This window comes from Chryseobacterium sp. GW821-FHT04C04 (assembly GCF_059420365.1).
This window is the reverse complement of sequence record NZ_JBWKTO010000007.1, coordinates 136,875-151,590: the sequence shown is the minus strand read 5'-3', so window position 1 is coordinate 151,590 and position 14,716 is coordinate 136,875. Positions and strand designations below refer to the sequence as shown.

General features: G+C 35.9%; 16 protein-coding genes. 9 read left to right on the top strand and 7 right to left on the bottom strand.

Features of this window, described 5'->3' with window-relative positions; genetic code table 11:
• Positions 1-117: 117 nt before the first annotated feature.
• The 4 genes from AC07UM_RS22365 to AC07UM_RS22350 are packed head-to-tail and all read right to left on the bottom strand — an operon-like array spanning position 118 to position 2,717.
• Entirely contained in the window at positions 118-795 is a 678-nt protein-coding gene (locus tag AC07UM_RS22365) for an RluA family pseudouridine synthase (protein WP_494684869.1), read from the bottom strand.
• 11 nt (positions 796-806) lie between these two features.
• Positions 807-1,124: a hypothetical protein gene (locus AC07UM_RS22360; protein ID WP_494684870.1), complete on the bottom strand. Its 318-nt coding sequence runs from the start codon at positions 1,122-1,124 to the stop codon at positions 807-809.
• A gap of 3 nt (positions 1,125-1,127) precedes the next feature.
• Positions 1,128-1,943 carry a 3-methyl-2-oxobutanoate hydroxymethyltransferase gene (gene panB, locus AC07UM_RS22355; RefSeq protein ID WP_103232094.1) on the bottom strand — a complete coding sequence of 272 codons (816 nt, stop codon included), beginning with the start codon at positions 1,941-1,943 and terminating at the stop codon, positions 1,128-1,130.
• Positions 1,944-2,003: 60 nt separating this feature from the next.
• Entirely contained in the window at positions 2,004-2,717 is a 714-nt protein-coding gene (locus AC07UM_RS22350; protein WP_109739126.1) for a Crp/Fnr family transcriptional regulator, read from the bottom strand.
• An 89-nt stretch (positions 2,718-2,806) separates the two neighbouring features.
• Between AC07UM_RS22350 and AC07UM_RS22345 the strand changes: the two genes are divergently transcribed.
• The 9 genes from AC07UM_RS22345 to AC07UM_RS22305 all read left to right on the top strand — a co-directional run bounded on the left by AC07UM_RS22345 (position 2,807) and on the right by AC07UM_RS22305 (position 12,384).
• Positions 2,807-5,185: a heavy metal translocating P-type ATPase gene (locus AC07UM_RS22345; protein ID WP_494684871.1), complete on the top strand. Its 2,379-nt coding sequence runs from the start codon at positions 2,807-2,809 to the stop codon at positions 5,183-5,185.
• A gap of 109 nt (positions 5,186-5,294) precedes the next feature.
• On the top strand, positions 5,295-5,507 hold the full coding sequence (ccoS, locus tag AC07UM_RS22340) for a cbb3-type cytochrome oxidase assembly protein CcoS (protein ID WP_103232095.1): 213 nt from the start codon (positions 5,295-5,297) through the stop codon (positions 5,505-5,507).
• A 21-nt stretch (positions 5,508-5,528) separates the two neighbouring features.
• Positions 5,529-7,790 (top strand): cytochrome-c oxidase, cbb3-type subunit I, encoded by a 2,262-nt coding sequence (gene ccoN / locus AC07UM_RS22335; RefSeq protein WP_494684872.1) that lies wholly within the window; start codon positions 5,529-5,531, stop codon positions 7,788-7,790.
• 18 nt (positions 7,791-7,808) lie between these two features.
• Positions 7,809-8,009, top strand: a complete 201-nt coding sequence (locus tag AC07UM_RS22330) for a cbb3-type cytochrome oxidase subunit 3 (RefSeq protein WP_076595423.1) — start codon at positions 7,809-7,811, stop codon at positions 8,007-8,009.
• A 9-nt stretch (positions 8,010-8,018) separates the two neighbouring features.
• Positions 8,019-8,897 (top strand): c-type cytochrome, encoded by an 879-nt coding sequence (locus tag AC07UM_RS22325; RefSeq protein WP_494684873.1) that lies wholly within the window; start codon positions 8,019-8,021, stop codon positions 8,895-8,897.
• Between the two features lie 96 nt (positions 8,898-8,993).
• Positions 8,994-10,448, top strand: a complete 1,455-nt coding sequence (ccoG, locus tag AC07UM_RS22320) for a cytochrome c oxidase accessory protein CcoG (protein ID WP_494684874.1) — start codon at positions 8,994-8,996, stop codon at positions 10,446-10,448.
• Between the two features lie 11 nt (positions 10,449-10,459).
• Positions 10,460-10,912 carry a FixH family protein gene (locus tag AC07UM_RS22315; RefSeq protein WP_494684875.1) on the top strand — a complete coding sequence of 151 codons (453 nt, stop codon included), beginning with the start codon at positions 10,460-10,462 and terminating at the stop codon, positions 10,910-10,912.
• Positions 10,903-11,628: a sulfite exporter TauE/SafE family protein gene (locus tag AC07UM_RS22310; protein WP_494684876.1), complete on the top strand. Its 726-nt coding sequence runs from the start codon at positions 10,903-10,905 to the stop codon at positions 11,626-11,628. The genes AC07UM_RS22315 and AC07UM_RS22310 overlap by 10 nt, the downstream gene beginning before the upstream one ends.
• Positions 11,629-11,646: 18 nt before the next feature.
• Complete coding sequence (locus AC07UM_RS22305; RefSeq protein WP_494684877.1) at positions 11,647-12,384, top strand: hypothetical protein; 738 nt, start codon at positions 11,647-11,649, stop codon at positions 12,382-12,384.
• 85 nt (positions 12,385-12,469) lie between these two features.
• Here the strand turns inward: AC07UM_RS22305 and gwsS are convergent, their stop codons facing one another.
• From gwsS to gwsG, 3 genes are read right to left on the bottom strand one after another with little or no spacing between them, the layout of a single operon-like run.
• A complete protein-coding gene (gene gwsS / locus AC07UM_RS22300; RefSeq protein WP_494684878.1) occupies positions 12,470-13,555 on the bottom strand; it encodes a grasp-with-spasm system SPASM domain peptide maturase in 1,086 nt (361 codons plus the stop codon).
• Positions 13,552-13,755 (bottom strand): hypothetical protein, encoded by a 204-nt coding sequence (locus AC07UM_RS22295; protein WP_494684879.1) that lies wholly within the window; start codon positions 13,753-13,755, stop codon positions 13,552-13,554. The genes gwsS and AC07UM_RS22295 overlap by 4 nt, the downstream gene beginning before the upstream one ends.
• The gene (gene gwsG, locus AC07UM_RS22290) at positions 13,739-14,668 is read right to left on the bottom strand and encodes a grasp-with-spasm system ATP-grasp peptide maturase (RefSeq protein ID WP_494684880.1); all 930 of its coding nucleotides are present in this window, start codon (positions 14,666-14,668) and stop codon (positions 13,739-13,741) included. Before gwsG ends, AC07UM_RS22295 begins: the two co-directional genes overlap by 17 nt.
• Positions 14,669-14,716: the final 48 nt, after the last annotated feature.

The following is a 14,716-nucleotide window of genomic DNA, read 5'->3' as shown; positions in this document are numbered from 1 at the left end:
AAAATCAATGCTAAATTTTTCTTTTTTATACATAAAAAATGCCCCTAAAAAGTGTCTAACTTTTTGGGGGCAGTCTAAATTGAAATGGACTTTTTATTTTTTTATTTACATTCTTCACTATTCTTCACAAGCTCTCCAAATCGCATCATTCTGCGGAACAGGAGCTATGATTTCAATGTTTTCTTTAGTTACCGGATGAATAAATTCCAGTTTTCTGGCATGAAGATTAATTCCCCCATCAGGATTGGAACGTGGCGCACCATATTTCAGATCCCCTTTGATAGGAATTCCTGTTTTAGACAACTGAGCTCTGATCTGGTGATGCCTCCCGGTTTCAAGATCAATTTCAAGAAGCAAGTAATTATCTAATGCTTTGATCACATGATAGGTCAGAATCGCTTCTTTTGCCCCCTCTGTAACTTTAGTAAAGACAATCGCTTTATTATTTTTTTCGTTCTTCTGTAAGTAATGAACCAGTCTTTGACTTTGTGGAATCATTTCTTTTCCCACAACAGCCCAATACGTTTTTTTTACTTCACGGTTTTTCACCATCTGGGTAAGACGGGAAAGTGCTTTGGAAGTTTTTGTATAGATCACCAAGCCTGATGTAGGGCGGTCTATACGATGCACCAAGCCGAGAAAAACATTTCCCGGCTTAGCATCTCTTATTTTGATAAAATTCTTGATGGATTCTAATAGTGATTCATCGCCGGTTTTATCGCCCTGTACGAGCTGACCGACTTTTTTATTGATCACCAGAAGATGATTGTCTTCATATATAATCTGCTCCTTCATACTTTTTCAGTCTATCTTCTTCTATTGGATAATGACAGAATAATCCCTGCCAGAAGCCCTGCTGTTTTAACGGCTGAAAGCTTTGAATCTTCCGGTATAAAAGCTCCGATTACACAAATAGCTGCTGCAGCATACATTGCATAAACAAAGTTTTTGTTGGTAAGCAATGGAGCCTGAATAAAGAAACTGGCACCTATCAAGACATAGAAAACCTTTCTTGAAAGTAAATGATTGATTTCCGGAGAAAATAAATTGAACCACCCGATCGCAAGACAAATCAGTGCTGCAATGGATAATATTCCCTGGATAGATTGTTGTTGATTTTGCATGGATTAATAGCTTTCGTTTTCGTTTGGAAACTCTACACTCTTCACATCTTTTACATATTGAGCAACCGCTCCTGTAATTTCTGTGTAAAGGTCAAGGTATCTTCTTAAGAATTTCGGGCTGAAACCTTTGTTCATTCCTACCATATCATGATATACCAAAACCTGTCCGTCACAATCTGCTCCGGCCCCTATTCCAATGGTAGGAATAGAAATACTTTCTGTAACCTTTTTCGCTAATTCTGCAGGTATTTTTTCCAATACTACAGAGAAACAGCCTAATTCTTCTAAAAGCTGTGCATCAGCAATCAATTTTTCAGCTTCTGCTTCTTCTTTAGCTCTTACTTTATAGGTTCCGAATTTATAGATTGATTGTGGTGTTAATCCCAAATGCCCCATTACCGGGATACCTGCATTGATAATTTTTTTGATAGACTTGGAAATTTCTTTACCACCTTCAATTTTTACAGCATGTGCTCCTCCTTCCTTCATCATCCTTACTGCAGATTCCAATGCTTTTTCAGGATTACTCTGATAAGTTCCGAAAGGTAAGTCTGCTACCACCAAAGCTCTGTCGGTTCCTCTTACCACACTCTGGGCATGATAGATCATTTGATCGAGTGTAATCGGCAATGTAGTTTCAAAACCAGCCATTACATTCGCCGCAGAGTCTCCAATCAAAATAGCATCTACTCCACCTGCATCTACCATCTTTGCTGTGGTAAAATCATAGGCTGTAAGCATTGTTATTTTCTCCTTGTCGAATTTCATTTTACGCAAGGTTTCAGTCGTAACTTTTTTAATTTCAGAGTGAACAGACATAATTTATCTATTTTAAAAGTTAAAAAGTCGGCCTTCGGCCGACTTAAGTTTTGTATGATTTTATAAAACTACGTGACCGAGTTTCATGAGTTTGTCGTGGTTTAGAATCTTGATATTTCTTCCGTCTACTTCAATCAGGCTATCCTGTTTGAATTCTGAGATCAGGCGGATGGCACTTTCTGTAGCCGTACCGATAATATTGGCAATTTCTTCTCTCGTCAATGAGATCTTAATGAACCCTTCAGGATCTACTCCTAACTTCTGCTCCAAAAGCAAAAGAATTTCTGCCAGTCTTTCTCTTACCGTTTTCTGGGCAAGGAAAGTAATGGTATTTGAAGATTCACCTAATTCGTATGAGATTTTTTGAAGCATTACGAAAGACAGCTGTGGATCTACCTCTAACAGATACATAAAGATATCTGCAGGTAAGAAAACACATTCAATATCTGTCATGGCTTCTGCTTTGGCCTGGAAATTTTCCCCGCAAAGCAAAGAACGATAGCCGATGATATCCCCCTCTTTGATAAATCTTAAAATCTGATCTTTCCCGAACGCTCCTGATTTCGAAAGTTTGGCAGCCCCTTTTTCCAGAACAAATACTCCTTTGGGAGTTTCACCATCCTCGAAAATGGTATCATGTTTCTGAAAACTCAGTCTCTTCTTGCCATTAATGTATTTTTCAAAATCTGCGCTAGAAAGTCTTTCCTTAAATGATTTATCATTAAAAACTTTGGCGAACCTCTCTTCAATTGCTATCTGTTGTTCCTGCGGCATTTTATATGATATTTATCACAAAAATAGAACTTTTTAACGCGATAAACAAAAAAAATTGTTATAATTTTGTCGTTCAATATATTATGGTGGTGAGCGAGAACTGTTTTCATTGTGGTCAAGGTATAGAAAAAGAGAGAATTTTATTTGATGAAAGGACTTTCTGTTGTAACGGATGTAAGTCTGTTTATGAAATTCTAAACACGAATAATTTAAGCAACTTTTATGAGCTTAATAAAGGGGCAGGAATTCGTCCGAACGATGAGAATTCTAACCAATTTGATTACCTGGACACTCCTGAAATTTTTGAAAAAGTCACTGATTTTTCTGAAGGAAGCACCAGTCTTGTTACATTCAAAATCCCTGTAATTCACTGTTCTTCGTGTATCTGGCTATTGGAAAGCCTTCACACATTAAATAAGCATATTAAATATTCGCAGGTTAATTTCACAAGAAAGACCTTACAGATCTCATTCAATCATAACGATCTGAAATTAAGCGAACTTGCTAAATTTTTAACCAATCTAGGATATAAACCGGTTATCAGCCTTGAAACGGCGGATAAAAATGAAGATCATCTCGACAAGTCTTTATTAGTAAAATTTGCCATTGCCGCCTTTGCTTTTGGTAACGGAATGTTCCTTGCCTTTCCTGAATATATTGGAGGTGAAGATTACTGGATGGAACATTATAAAGGCTTATTTAGAACCTTGATATTCCTTCTGGCGACACCTGTTGTATTTTACTCAGCTTCTGATTATTATAAATCTGCATGGTACGGTTTAAAAAATAAGATCGTCAACATTGATGTTCCGATTGTTTTAGGAATCTTTGTTCTATACGGAAGAAGTATTTATGAAGTGGTAACAGATTATGGTCCAGGATATTTCGATACTCTTTGTGGACTTTTGTTCTTCATGCTTCTCGGAAAAATTTTCCAAAAAAGAACATACAGTGCTCTTTCCTATGACAGAGATTACAAATCTTTCTACCCGATTGCCGTAACGAAAGTGGATTTTGAAGGAAAACAGGAAAATATCTTACTGTCTGAAATAAAAGTTGGTGATCGAATTCTAGTTAGAAATCAGGAAATCATACCCGTTGATGGAATTTTGATTAACGGAGAAGGAAATATTGATAACAGTTTTATAACCGGAGAAAGCGAAAGCATCAGCAAACAACCCGGAGATAAAATCTTCGCGGGAGGAAAACAGGTAGGATCTTCTTTAGAACTTGAGGTGATTAAAAACGTAGATCAAAGTTATTTAACGCAGCTTTGGAATAAAGAAGCATTTAAAAAACATGAAACAGGACTAGACACACTGACCAACAACGTCAGTAAATATTTCACATTCATTATTTTAGGCATCGCTTTAGCCGCAGGAACTTATTGGTATTTTATTGATTTGAATACGATGTTCCAGGTTATTTCAGCCATCCTGATTATCGCATGTCCTTGTGCACTTGCCTTATCTGCGCCGTTCACTTTCGGACACATTATGAGGATTTTAGGCCGGAATAAATTTTATGTAAAAGATACTTTAACGATTGAAAAAATCGCGAAACTTGATACAATTGTTTTTGACAAAACCGGAACCATTACCCACAGAAAAAAATCAAATATCAAATACGACGGATCTGAGATCAACGAGTTTGATTCCTTGAATATCAAAACACTATTAAAGAACTCCAATCACCCGCTTTCAAAGTCATTATATGAGTTTATTGAGGTAAGCGATGATTATTTCCCAGTAGAGAATTTCATTGAAATTTCAGGAAAAGGATATGAAGCCAGTGTCAGAGGAAATCTTTATAAAATCGGATCCGCACGGTATAACAACCAGGAGCCTAAAAACCTTGAAACAGCAGTTTATATCAGTAAAAATGGTGAATATTTAGGTAAATTCATCTTTAAGAATGAATACCGTCCGAAACTGAAAGAGCTTTTTACAAAACTAACCCACTACAAAATATTTATCCTGAGCGGAGACAATTCCTCAGAAGAAAACCAGCTTAAGGAGCTTATTCCAAATTATAAAGGAATGGCCTTTAACCAGAGCCCGGAAGACAAACTGAATTATATTAAAACCCTTCAGGATCAGCATATGAAGGTGGCAATGCTTGGAGACGGTCTTAATGATGCCGGTGCTTTAAAACAGAGCAATGTAGGGATTGCTATTGCCGACGACACCAACAGTTTTACACCATCCTCTGACGTCATCATGAATGGCGATAAAGTAGTCACCCTGGACAATTATCTGAATGTTTGTAAAGGCTCTATCACCATTGTGAAAATGACATTTATAATCAGTTTTCTGTACAATATTGTTGGTTTAAGTTACGCAGTTACAGGGCATATGCATCCGCTGTTCGCAGCAATCATTATGCCAATCAGTTCGATCACAGTGGTTACCTTTACTACAGTTTCAACTTGGATTTTAGGTCGGAAATATTTCAAAAAGCAGGCTTAAAGGCCCTTATTTAGACTGATTTTAAATTAGCTGAAATCGGCATTTCGTGATGAATGTCATTATTTTTCACTAAATTTGAACCCCGAAAATAGGTTAATTTTGTTGTCCAATGGATATTCTATATTTAATGATCCTCTGCAGTGTTTCTTTAGCTGCGATTTTCTTGGTCGTATTTATAGTGTATGCCCGAAAAGGACAGTTTGAAGATGATGAATCTCCAGCTGTCAGAATCCTTTTTGATGATGAAAGAGTCAAAGAAAATGATGAAAGCGGCGACAAAGATAAAGACGAGAAAGAAATAGGAGAAAATAATAAAAATTGAGAAAAATAGTGAATAGTTGATATGGAAACACAAAAGTTTAGTTATGACAATAGTATTGTCCGTGCGTTCCTTTATGCGACCTTAGTTTTCGGTCTCATTGGATTTACGTTCGGGCTTACGGCGGCATTAATGCTTTTCTACCCGGAACTACCTGAATTCTTTTTCGGGACAGATGACACGACCATCAAAAGTTTGGCATCGGGTAATATTGAGGGGTTAATAAACACTCATGGTGCATTTGGTTTTGGTAGAATCAGAATGTTGCACACCAACACAGTAATCTTTGCATTTGTTTGTAACATTGTTTACACGGGTATTTATTACTCATTACAGAGATTATTAAAAACAAGAATGTACAGTGATACATTGTCATGGTTACATTTCTGGACTTGGCAGTTTATGATCGTTGCTACGTTCGTTACATTCTTTATGGGGATCAATACCTCTAAGGAATACGCAGAACACGAGTGGCCGATCGACATATTGATCGCATTCTCATGGATCATTTTTGGTATCAATATGTTCCTGACTATTTCGAAGAGAAGAGTGAGACACCTTTATGTAGCAATATGGTTCTACATTGGTACCTGGATTGCAGTAGCAATGCTTCACATCTTCAACAACCTAGAAGTACCTTTATCTTTCACAGGCTGGAAATCTTATTCAGCGTATGCAGGGGTAAAAGATGCGATTGTACAGTGGTGGTACGGACACAATGCGGTAGCATTCGTATTGACAACTCCGGTACTTGGTTTAATGTATTACTTCCTTCCGAAGGCTGCAGACAGACCGGTATTCTCTTATAAACTGTCTATTATTCACTTCTGGTCATTAATTTTCGTATATATCTGGGCTGGTCCTCACCACCTTCAGTATACAGCTCTTCCAGCTTGGGCTCAGGCGGTAGGAACAGGGTTCTCTATCATGCTTATTGCACCATCTTGGGGAGGAATGTTAAATGGTCTTCTTACTTTAAGAGGAGCTTGGGATAAAGTAAGAGAAAACCCTATCCTTAAGTTCTTCGTAGTAGCTGTTACTTGTTATGGTATGGCAACGTTTGAAGGACCGCTTTTAGCAACTAAAAACATCAACAAAATTGGTCACTTTACAGACTGGGTTATCGGTCACGTACACTTAGGAGCTCTTGGATGGAATGGTTTCATGGCATTCGGGGTTATCTATTATTTGGTACCCATCATGTGGAGAACAAAACTTTGGTCTGTGAAATTAGCTAACTGGCATTTCTGGTTAGGTACTTTAGGAATTATCTTCTATGCAGTTCCAATGTATATTTCAGGATTTACACAAGGTTTAATGTGGAAGCAGTTCAACCCGGACGGAACATTATTATGGAAAAACTGGTTGGATACTGTAACGGCAATTATTCCTTACTTCAAAATGAGATTCGTAGGAGGTTTATTCTATATCTCAGGATCTATCCTAATGATCGTTAACGTAATTGCTACGGTAAGAAAAGGATCATTCCAGAAAGAAGTTCCTGCTGAAGCTCCTGCATTGGCAAACATCAGTAAAAACAGAAAAGAAGGAGAAGGTACTCACCTTTGGCTGGAAAGAACTCCGGTATTATTAGGTATTTTATCTTTCATCACCATATCTATTGGTAGTTCAATTGAAATTATCCCTACACTATCTCTTAAGAAAAGTGTACCTACCATTTCTGCAGTGAAGCCTTATTCACCGCTAGAACTTGAAGGTAGAGATATTTATATCCGTGAAGGATGTAACGCTTGTCACTCTCAGATGGTAAGACCGTTCAGAGATGAGATCACAAGATTCAACGGTAAAAACGGACAATACTCCAAAGCTGGAGAATTCGTATACGATAGACCATTCCTATGGGGATCTAAGAGAACAGGTCCGGATTTGCATAGAGAAGGTGGTAAAAACCCAAGTTCTTGGCATTACAAACACATGTATAACCCGAGATCTACTTCTGCAGGTTCAATCATGCCTCGTTACCCATGGTTAATTGCTACAGACTTAGACAGAACTAAGATGGTAGACAAAATGAAGCTGATGAAAAATGTATTCGATGTACCTTATACTAAGGCTCAAATCGATTCTGCAGACAAATGGGCTAACAACCAATCAGCAAAAATTGTAAAAGATATCTTCAAAGAAGCAAATGACCTTAAGGTGGCTTATGCTAAGAGACCTCAGGGAGAATTAGAGAAAAAAGAAATTGTAGCTCTTATTTCTTATCTTCAGAGATTAGGTACCGATATCAAAACAACTGAAATCAAAACAGCAAGTAATAACTAAAAACATTAAAAGGTTCATATGATTCCTCAGAACTTTAAAGATATATTATCCAATACAGAAAACGCTGGCTTTTACCAGACGTTGGCTCTGATTTTCTTTATGCTGTTCTTCGTCGCTCTAGTAATCTATGTTTTTAGCAGACCTAAAAAATATTACAAAGAGGAGGAAGAGGCACCACTTGGGGATGATGAGGATGACGATTTTAATTTAAAAAATTAAACTATTTTTATGAAACAAAGAACACCTGTTATCGTAAACATTTTAATAATAATCGGACTTTTAATCGTTTTTTATTATTTGTTTGTACAGAGCTACGCGTTCCTAGCTTCGCCTTACTTCTGGGGAACTGTTGTAATCGCTGGTATCCTGGCGTATATCCACAGTGCCATTGGAGATTTGATTGAAAATAACAAGTTCAAAAAATTATCTCCAGAAGAAAAAGCGGCTTATCTAGCTGAAAAGAAAGTTCCTTTCCTAAGAAGAATGTATGATGCAGCTTTCAAAAAGCAATCAGAAACTGAGGAAAAAGACATCCTTATTGACCACGGTTTTGATGGGATCATGGAGTTGGATAACCAATTACCAAAATGGTGGGTAGGTTTATTCTATTTTGGGACTGCTTTTTGTATTGTATATATTGCAGCTTTCTCTTTCACAGATTTTGCACACCCTCTAAGCGAGTATGAGCAAGAGTATAAGGAGCAGCTGGCAAGCATTGATAAGTACATGAAAGAACAACCTCCTGTAACCATTGAATCAGCAAAATATTCAGCTGATAACATTGCTGCAGGTGAGGAAGTATTCAAAACAAACTGTATTTCTTGTCACTCTGATGGTGGTAGAGGGGGTATTGGTCCAAACCTTACTGACAACTTCTGGCACAATCAGCCTGAAAAAACATTATTCAAAAACGTATTCCACGTTGTAGAAAATGGGGTAACAGGTACAGCAATGCAGGCTTGGGGTAAAAATGGAGTATTAACAGGTGCTGACATCCAAAATGTTGCAGCATATGTTTACCACATCAACCAAGAGCAGCCACCAATTACTCCGGCACAAGGAGGAGCTACACCATATGGTGAAGAAGCACATTGGGAAAAAGAATAATTTAGAAAAATTAGAAACATATGAAAAAAACATAATTTGTTATTACCTTAAAAATAGTAACGAATTATGTTTTTTCTTTTTTAAACACATTACAAAATGTCAGACATAGAAGAATTAGAAGTACGAGGCGGACAGGGACAGGTTCTGGACCCTGAGACTTACAGAGATTCTATAGGGACAATGGAGCAATCCGGAAAGAGAAGATGGGTTTTTCCAAGAAAGCCAAAAGGAAAATATACCAACTATAGAAACATTGTAAGTTATCTCTTATTAATTATTTATTTTACGTTACCATTTATTAAAATCAATGGTAACCCATTATTGTTGTTCAATGTTATAGACAGAGAATTTTTCATCTTTGGACAGCCTTTCTATCCACAGGACTTTTTTATCCTTACTTTAGGTGCGATCGCATCTTTAATTTTTATTATTGTTTTTACGATTGCGTTCGGAAGAATTTTCTGCGGGTGGATTTGCCCTCAGACAATTTTTATGGAATCGATCTTCCGTAAAATCGAATATCTGATTGAAGGTGACCGAAACAAGCAGATGAAGCTGGACAGACAGGAATGGAATACTGAAAAAATCTGGAAGAGAAGTTTGAAATGGACTGTTTATGTCATCATTTCCTTGATCATTACCCACTTCATGTTTATGTATATCGTAGGATATGAACAGGTATTCAAAATTATTGGGGAAGGACCATTTACACACCCTACCAATTTCATCGTAATGATTCTGCTTGCAGCTGCATTCTATTTTGTATTTGCATGGTTCAGAGAACAGGTTTGTACGTTGGTTTGTCCTTATGGAAGACTTCAGGGAGTATTGATTGATAAAGATACTATCAATGTTTTCTACGACTTCAAAAGAGGAGAGAACAGATCAAAATGGAGAAAAGGAGAAGACAGAAAAGCGGCAGGTAAAGGAGATTGTATAGACTGTCACCAATGTGTAGTGGTATGTCCTACAGGAATTGACATCAGAGACGGACAGCAATTGGAATGTATCAACTGTACAGCCTGTATCGATGCTTGTGATGAAGTGATGGAAAAAGTAGGTCTTCCTAAAGGATTGGTAAGATATGCTTCCGAGAATGAAATTGAACAGCAAACTCAGTTTAAATTCACAGGAAGAATGAAAGGATTCTCTATATTCTTATTCATTTTGGTTGGATTCCTTGGCTATCTGTTATACAGCCGTGGTGAAATGGAAGCTAAATTCATCAAACCGGCAGGCAGCACATTCTTTGTAAGAGACGGTAAAATTACCAATACTTATAATTATACTTTCCTTAATAAAACCAACGAGAAAAAAATCGTTACCATCAAAGTAATTGATCCTGTACATGGTGAGATCACTTACAGTGCATCAAGTAAAATACAGGTAGATAGAGATAAAATTACTAAGGGAACAGTCAATATCAGCTTCCCGGAAGATGAAATGAAACTCTCTAAACAAAATATTACTATTGGCGTTTATGATATGAAAGGTAAATTGATAGACTCATACCAGACATATTTTGAAGGACCATTCAAACTGCAATTTTAATTAGAAAAAAAATGAAGAACTTTAGTTGGGGACACGGTGTTGTAATTGCATTACTATCATTCATAATTTTTATATTATCCATGTTATTTCTTTTTCCGAACGGGCAGAAGAATTCTGAAATGGTAACCGATAACTATTACGAAGAGGAATTGAAGTATCAGGATGTGATTGACGCCAAGAAAAAGGCTGATGATTTACAGGAAAAACCGGTATACAGTCAGGATACCAAAGGAATTAAAATTACTTTTCCAAAAGAATATAATAACTCAAACACTACGGTAAAATTTGTTTTAAACAGAACCGACGACCAGAATTTAGATATTAAAAAATCTGTACAGCTTGACGCCAGTCAGTCTTTCATAATACCCGGACAGGTATTAAAAATAGGAAACTATACATTAAGACTGAGCTGGACCAAAGATAAGACAGACTACAGAATGGATTATGATGTGATATGGAAATAGGACTTATTGTATCGGCTATTGCTTTAGGCTTTGCTTCCGGTTTTCATTGTATCGGAATGTGCGGACCTATTGCTTTATCGATGGGATTAACCAAAAAGCAGGCTGCCAATTTTTATCTTCAGAACCTTACTTACCAATTCGGAAGAATTTTCACCTATTCATTATTGGGTGCACTTCTGGGGATTATAGGACAAGGATTTGAAATGGCAGGCTTTCAGCAATACCTGACAATTACCGCGGGAGTACTGCTGATTATTATGGCTGTATTTTCATTTGGAGGAAAAGATTTTGCTTCAAAAATCCCTTTTCTGTCTAAATTTCTGTACACTGTTAAATTAAATTTAGGCCGATTGCTTCAGAAAGCAGATTACCGCTCAAGATTTACTACAGGAATCCTGAATGGCTTTTTACCATGTGGAATGGTTTATATGGCTCTTACCGCCAGCCTCGCAGGAGGAGGAATATGGCAAGGAGCTTTATATATGGCTTTATTTGGTCTGGGAACCCTTCCATTCATGTTTGCTATCGTTTTAGCGGGAAATCTCATGAATCAGGCCTTCAGGGTAAAGGTTTTGAAAGCTGTTCCGGTCATCATGATTATTTTAGGAGGACTATTTATTCTTAGAGGTCTTGAACTGGGAATTCCTTATGTTTCTCCGAAGGCTGAAGCCATGACCATCATCAAAGATCCAAACGGGGCTGTTAACTGCCATTAATTTGTATTTAAACAAACCATGAAGAAAACCATTGTCTTATTCCTGATAAGCCTTTTTGTACTGCAGTCTTGTAGTGTCAATTCTGAAATTGTCTATCATAAAGATGCCGCTTCTACCTCCATTACCGATATCGAGACGAAAGAATTTATGGAAGAAATGATGGCCATGACACCAGACTCACTAAAGCAGAAAGAATTTGGAGAAATGGACAGACTCCCGACTACCTGGACGAGTATGTATGATCTTGCCAAGCAGGAAGGAAAATTAAAAACTGAAAATCCGGATTCTATCAAGATTATGAAAAAGATCTTCATGAAATCAACGAAAGAAGATAATAAGCTGGCAGGTTTTTCTTTTAAAATGGAACATTTTGCTCAGGAGGATTATCAGGCATTGAAAAACTTTACAAAAACAGAAAAATTACCCCTAGATCAGAATATTTACAATAATTGGGATGGAAAAACATTAACCATCAATACCGAAAATTTTAACCTTAAAAGTATTGAAGAAGCCATCCGAACTAAAAGCTCAAAGGAAGAGACTGAGAAGATCGGAGGTATGATGATCATGTTTTTCAAAAAGATCGGGACCACAATAAGGTTTGAAAACCCAATACAATCAATTTCAGGAAAACACGACTGGCTGAAGCAGATTGATAATCATTCGGTAAGAATAGAATATGATTTGAAAGCCATTTATGATAAAACCCCAAAACTTACAAACGCTGATAAAAAGATTATTATCGTTACTGAATAATGCTATACTGTCTTCAACCCCTATTAAATAATATCATAAGACCTGATTTTAGTGTTTAGAAAAAATTAGAAATACTATAGGGCAGCTATATTCCATAATAACTGATTGCTTTTTTCTTCAAAGGGTTCTTACTCCATTCTTTCCACACGCCTGAATATGGGTCATAGCCACATTTTAAAGGTTTTGACACGTCGAGTTCATGCTTATTTATGTGGCTTCGTTCTGTGTAAGCCCTGCAATCAGTACATATATAACGGAATTCACAGTCTTTGCATGCTTCTATTTCATCTTTGGTGATATTCCAATACTGTTTAAAATTTTTGTCTTTCAGAACCTCTTCCAAAGTAGTGTCGTTGATATTCCCAAAATATTGAGGCATAGATGGACAGTTTTTTATATTTCCATTTATATCTACTGCTATTTTCTTATTAAGACATGAATTATAGTTCATTGCTTCTAAAACTTTAGGAAGGTTTGTCTGGAAATAATCAGATGAAACTCCACCACAAAAACTAAAGTTTGTATATTTTTTGGAAGAAAATGTTACTTCACAATATATTTTCTTCGTCCTCAATTTCATTTTGGGAGGAGAATTAAATAGAAATAAAGAACTAAGCCTTCTAAATTTCTCACTTATTTCTTGAATCGTATTATCTGTATAGCGATCTGAATATTGGGAAATGATTTCAACTGATACTACAATTGTATCATCAAACATTTGCCTGATAGTGTCAAAATCATTAGGCTCTAAACTTTCATAACAAACTAACGCAACGAACTTACAGCCAATTTTTTCCATCTGTGAAATAGCTCTTTTCAGAGAGTGTAGTTCATCTTTTTTTATTTCAATAATTGTATTTGAAATTCGATCCGGATTCTGATATTTCAGATCTAAATCAATAAACATGTCAAACTCTTCCCCACTACAATAAAAGCCATACCCTTCCTGAACCAAAAAATCCAAATACTCGTCAATTATTTCTTTGTTTTCTTCTCCATACTCTTTATAAAGAGAAAGTAAACTTTCTTTTTCATTGAGTCTTTCAATAACTTCCGCTAAGGAATTGGGTATAAATTCCGATTTTTCCCTCTGGATATCACTGATAATAGATTTCGTATACCCTTTTGTGACAATACAATTCGTAAAGAATCTAAAATAATCATTCTTCATTTTTCTATTCTTAAAATAGGCTTATAGAAGTTAAAAGCTTCTAGTTTTTTGGTGTTATAATAACTTGATGAAATTTTTCTGTCAGAGGTTTTCGATAATTTCGTCTTTTTAAATTCAAGTTCCTGGAAAAACAGAGGTAATTTGCTGTGATTGGCTTCAATTTCATGTACAATGCTATCAACATTAGTCTTCTTTTTCATATTCGCTATTTAAATGTAATACAATTTCTTTTTCTAAATGATAATTACATGGAAATGATACCATCTCAAATTGACCTACAGGATTAACTTCTAAAAAATAAAATTCATTATCCGTGGAATACATCAGATCAATCGAACCACTTTCTAAAGAAACTTTCTTCATGAGCTGATCAATCCTGTTTTCGATCGACTCGGGAAGCTTGAAAGGAACATTTCTATTGGGTATATCGCCATTATACCTCCTAAAATCTACCTGAGTTTTACTATCCGATTGTGAGAAAATCGCCATACTCCAACATTTTCCCAAAAGATAAAATGTTCTGATCTCAAATTTTTTCTCAATATATTCCTGGATCAACGAGGTATTGAAATTTTTAATAGAATTCTCTTCTAAGATCTTAGTATATGAATCAATTCTTATATCATCTATGCCTGCCAAAAAACTTGGGGTAATGGGTTTTGTAATCGTTTTTTTATACTTCTTATCCTTCAAAAGCTTGTTATTGATATAGGAGTCTGGAATTTTCAAACCCACTTCCTTTGCAATATCATTCACAATCAATTTATTCACATTTGCTTTGTAAAAAGAATTAATGTGCCTTTTATCAGATAATTTATATTGAAGAAATTCATGCAAAATGCTTTTGTTTTGAGATAAATAGGAATTCAATTGAGGTGTTTCAGATCTCTTAAAATCTCCAACAGAAATAAAGCCTCTTCTGTACCACACTGCCTCTATTCCGTCTATATCAAGAATGGTATTTTTAAACTTTATAAAAGTTTTTGAATCAATAGCAGATAACTCGCATTCATCCGAATCATTAATCCTTACCCAATCTATTTGAAAGTAATCCAACCAATCAATTACAGTATTAGTTGAAGTATCATATTCATCAGAAATTATTAATATCATATATAAAAATGACTACCAAAATGGTAGTCAATTACGTTTAAAGTGATT

Bases quoted from the DNA above. Each gene is read 5' to 3' on its own strand.
- AC07UM_RS22365 (WP_494684869.1), bottom strand. From the start codon at position 795: ATGAAGGAGCAGATTATATATGAAGACAATCATCTTCTGGTGATCAAT.
- AC07UM_RS22360 (WP_494684870.1), bottom strand. From the start codon at position 1,124: ATGCAAAATCAACAACAATCTATCCAGGGAATATTATCCATTGCAGCA.
- panB (WP_103232094.1), bottom strand. From the start codon at position 1,943: ATGTCTGTTCACTCTGAAATTAAAAAAGTTACGACTGAAACCTTGCGT.
- AC07UM_RS22350 (WP_109739126.1), bottom strand. From the start codon at position 2,717: ATGCCGCAGGAACAACAGATAGCAATTGAAGAGAGGTTCGCCAAAGTT.
- ccoS (WP_103232095.1), top strand. From the start codon at position 5,295: ATGGATATTCTATATTTAATGATCCTCTGCAGTGTTTCTTTAGCTGCG.
- ccoN (WP_494684872.1), top strand. From the start codon at position 5,529: ATGGAAACACAAAAGTTTAGTTATGACAATAGTATTGTCCGTGCGTTC.
- AC07UM_RS22330 (WP_076595423.1), top strand. From the start codon at position 7,809: ATGATTCCTCAGAACTTTAAAGATATATTATCCAATACAGAAAACGCT.
- AC07UM_RS22325 (WP_494684873.1), top strand. From the start codon at position 8,019: ATGAAACAAAGAACACCTGTTATCGTAAACATTTTAATAATAATCGGA.
- ccoG (WP_494684874.1), top strand. From the start codon at position 8,994: ATGTCAGACATAGAAGAATTAGAAGTACGAGGCGGACAGGGACAGGTT.
- AC07UM_RS22315 (WP_494684875.1), top strand. From the start codon at position 10,460: ATGAAGAACTTTAGTTGGGGACACGGTGTTGTAATTGCATTACTATCA.
- AC07UM_RS22310 (WP_494684876.1), top strand. From the start codon at position 10,903: ATGGAAATAGGACTTATTGTATCGGCTATTGCTTTAGGCTTTGCTTCC.
- AC07UM_RS22305 (WP_494684877.1), top strand. From the start codon at position 11,647: ATGAAGAAAACCATTGTCTTATTCCTGATAAGCCTTTTTGTACTGCAG.
- gwsS (WP_494684878.1), bottom strand. From the start codon at position 13,555: ATGAAGAATGATTATTTTAGATTCTTTACGAATTGTATTGTCACAAAA.
- AC07UM_RS22295 (WP_494684879.1), bottom strand. From the start codon at position 13,755: ATGAAAAAGAAGACTAATGTTGATAGCATTGTACATGAAATTGAAGCC.
- gwsG (WP_494684880.1), bottom strand. From the start codon at position 14,668: ATGATATTAATAATTTCTGATGAATATGATACTTCAACTAATACTGTA.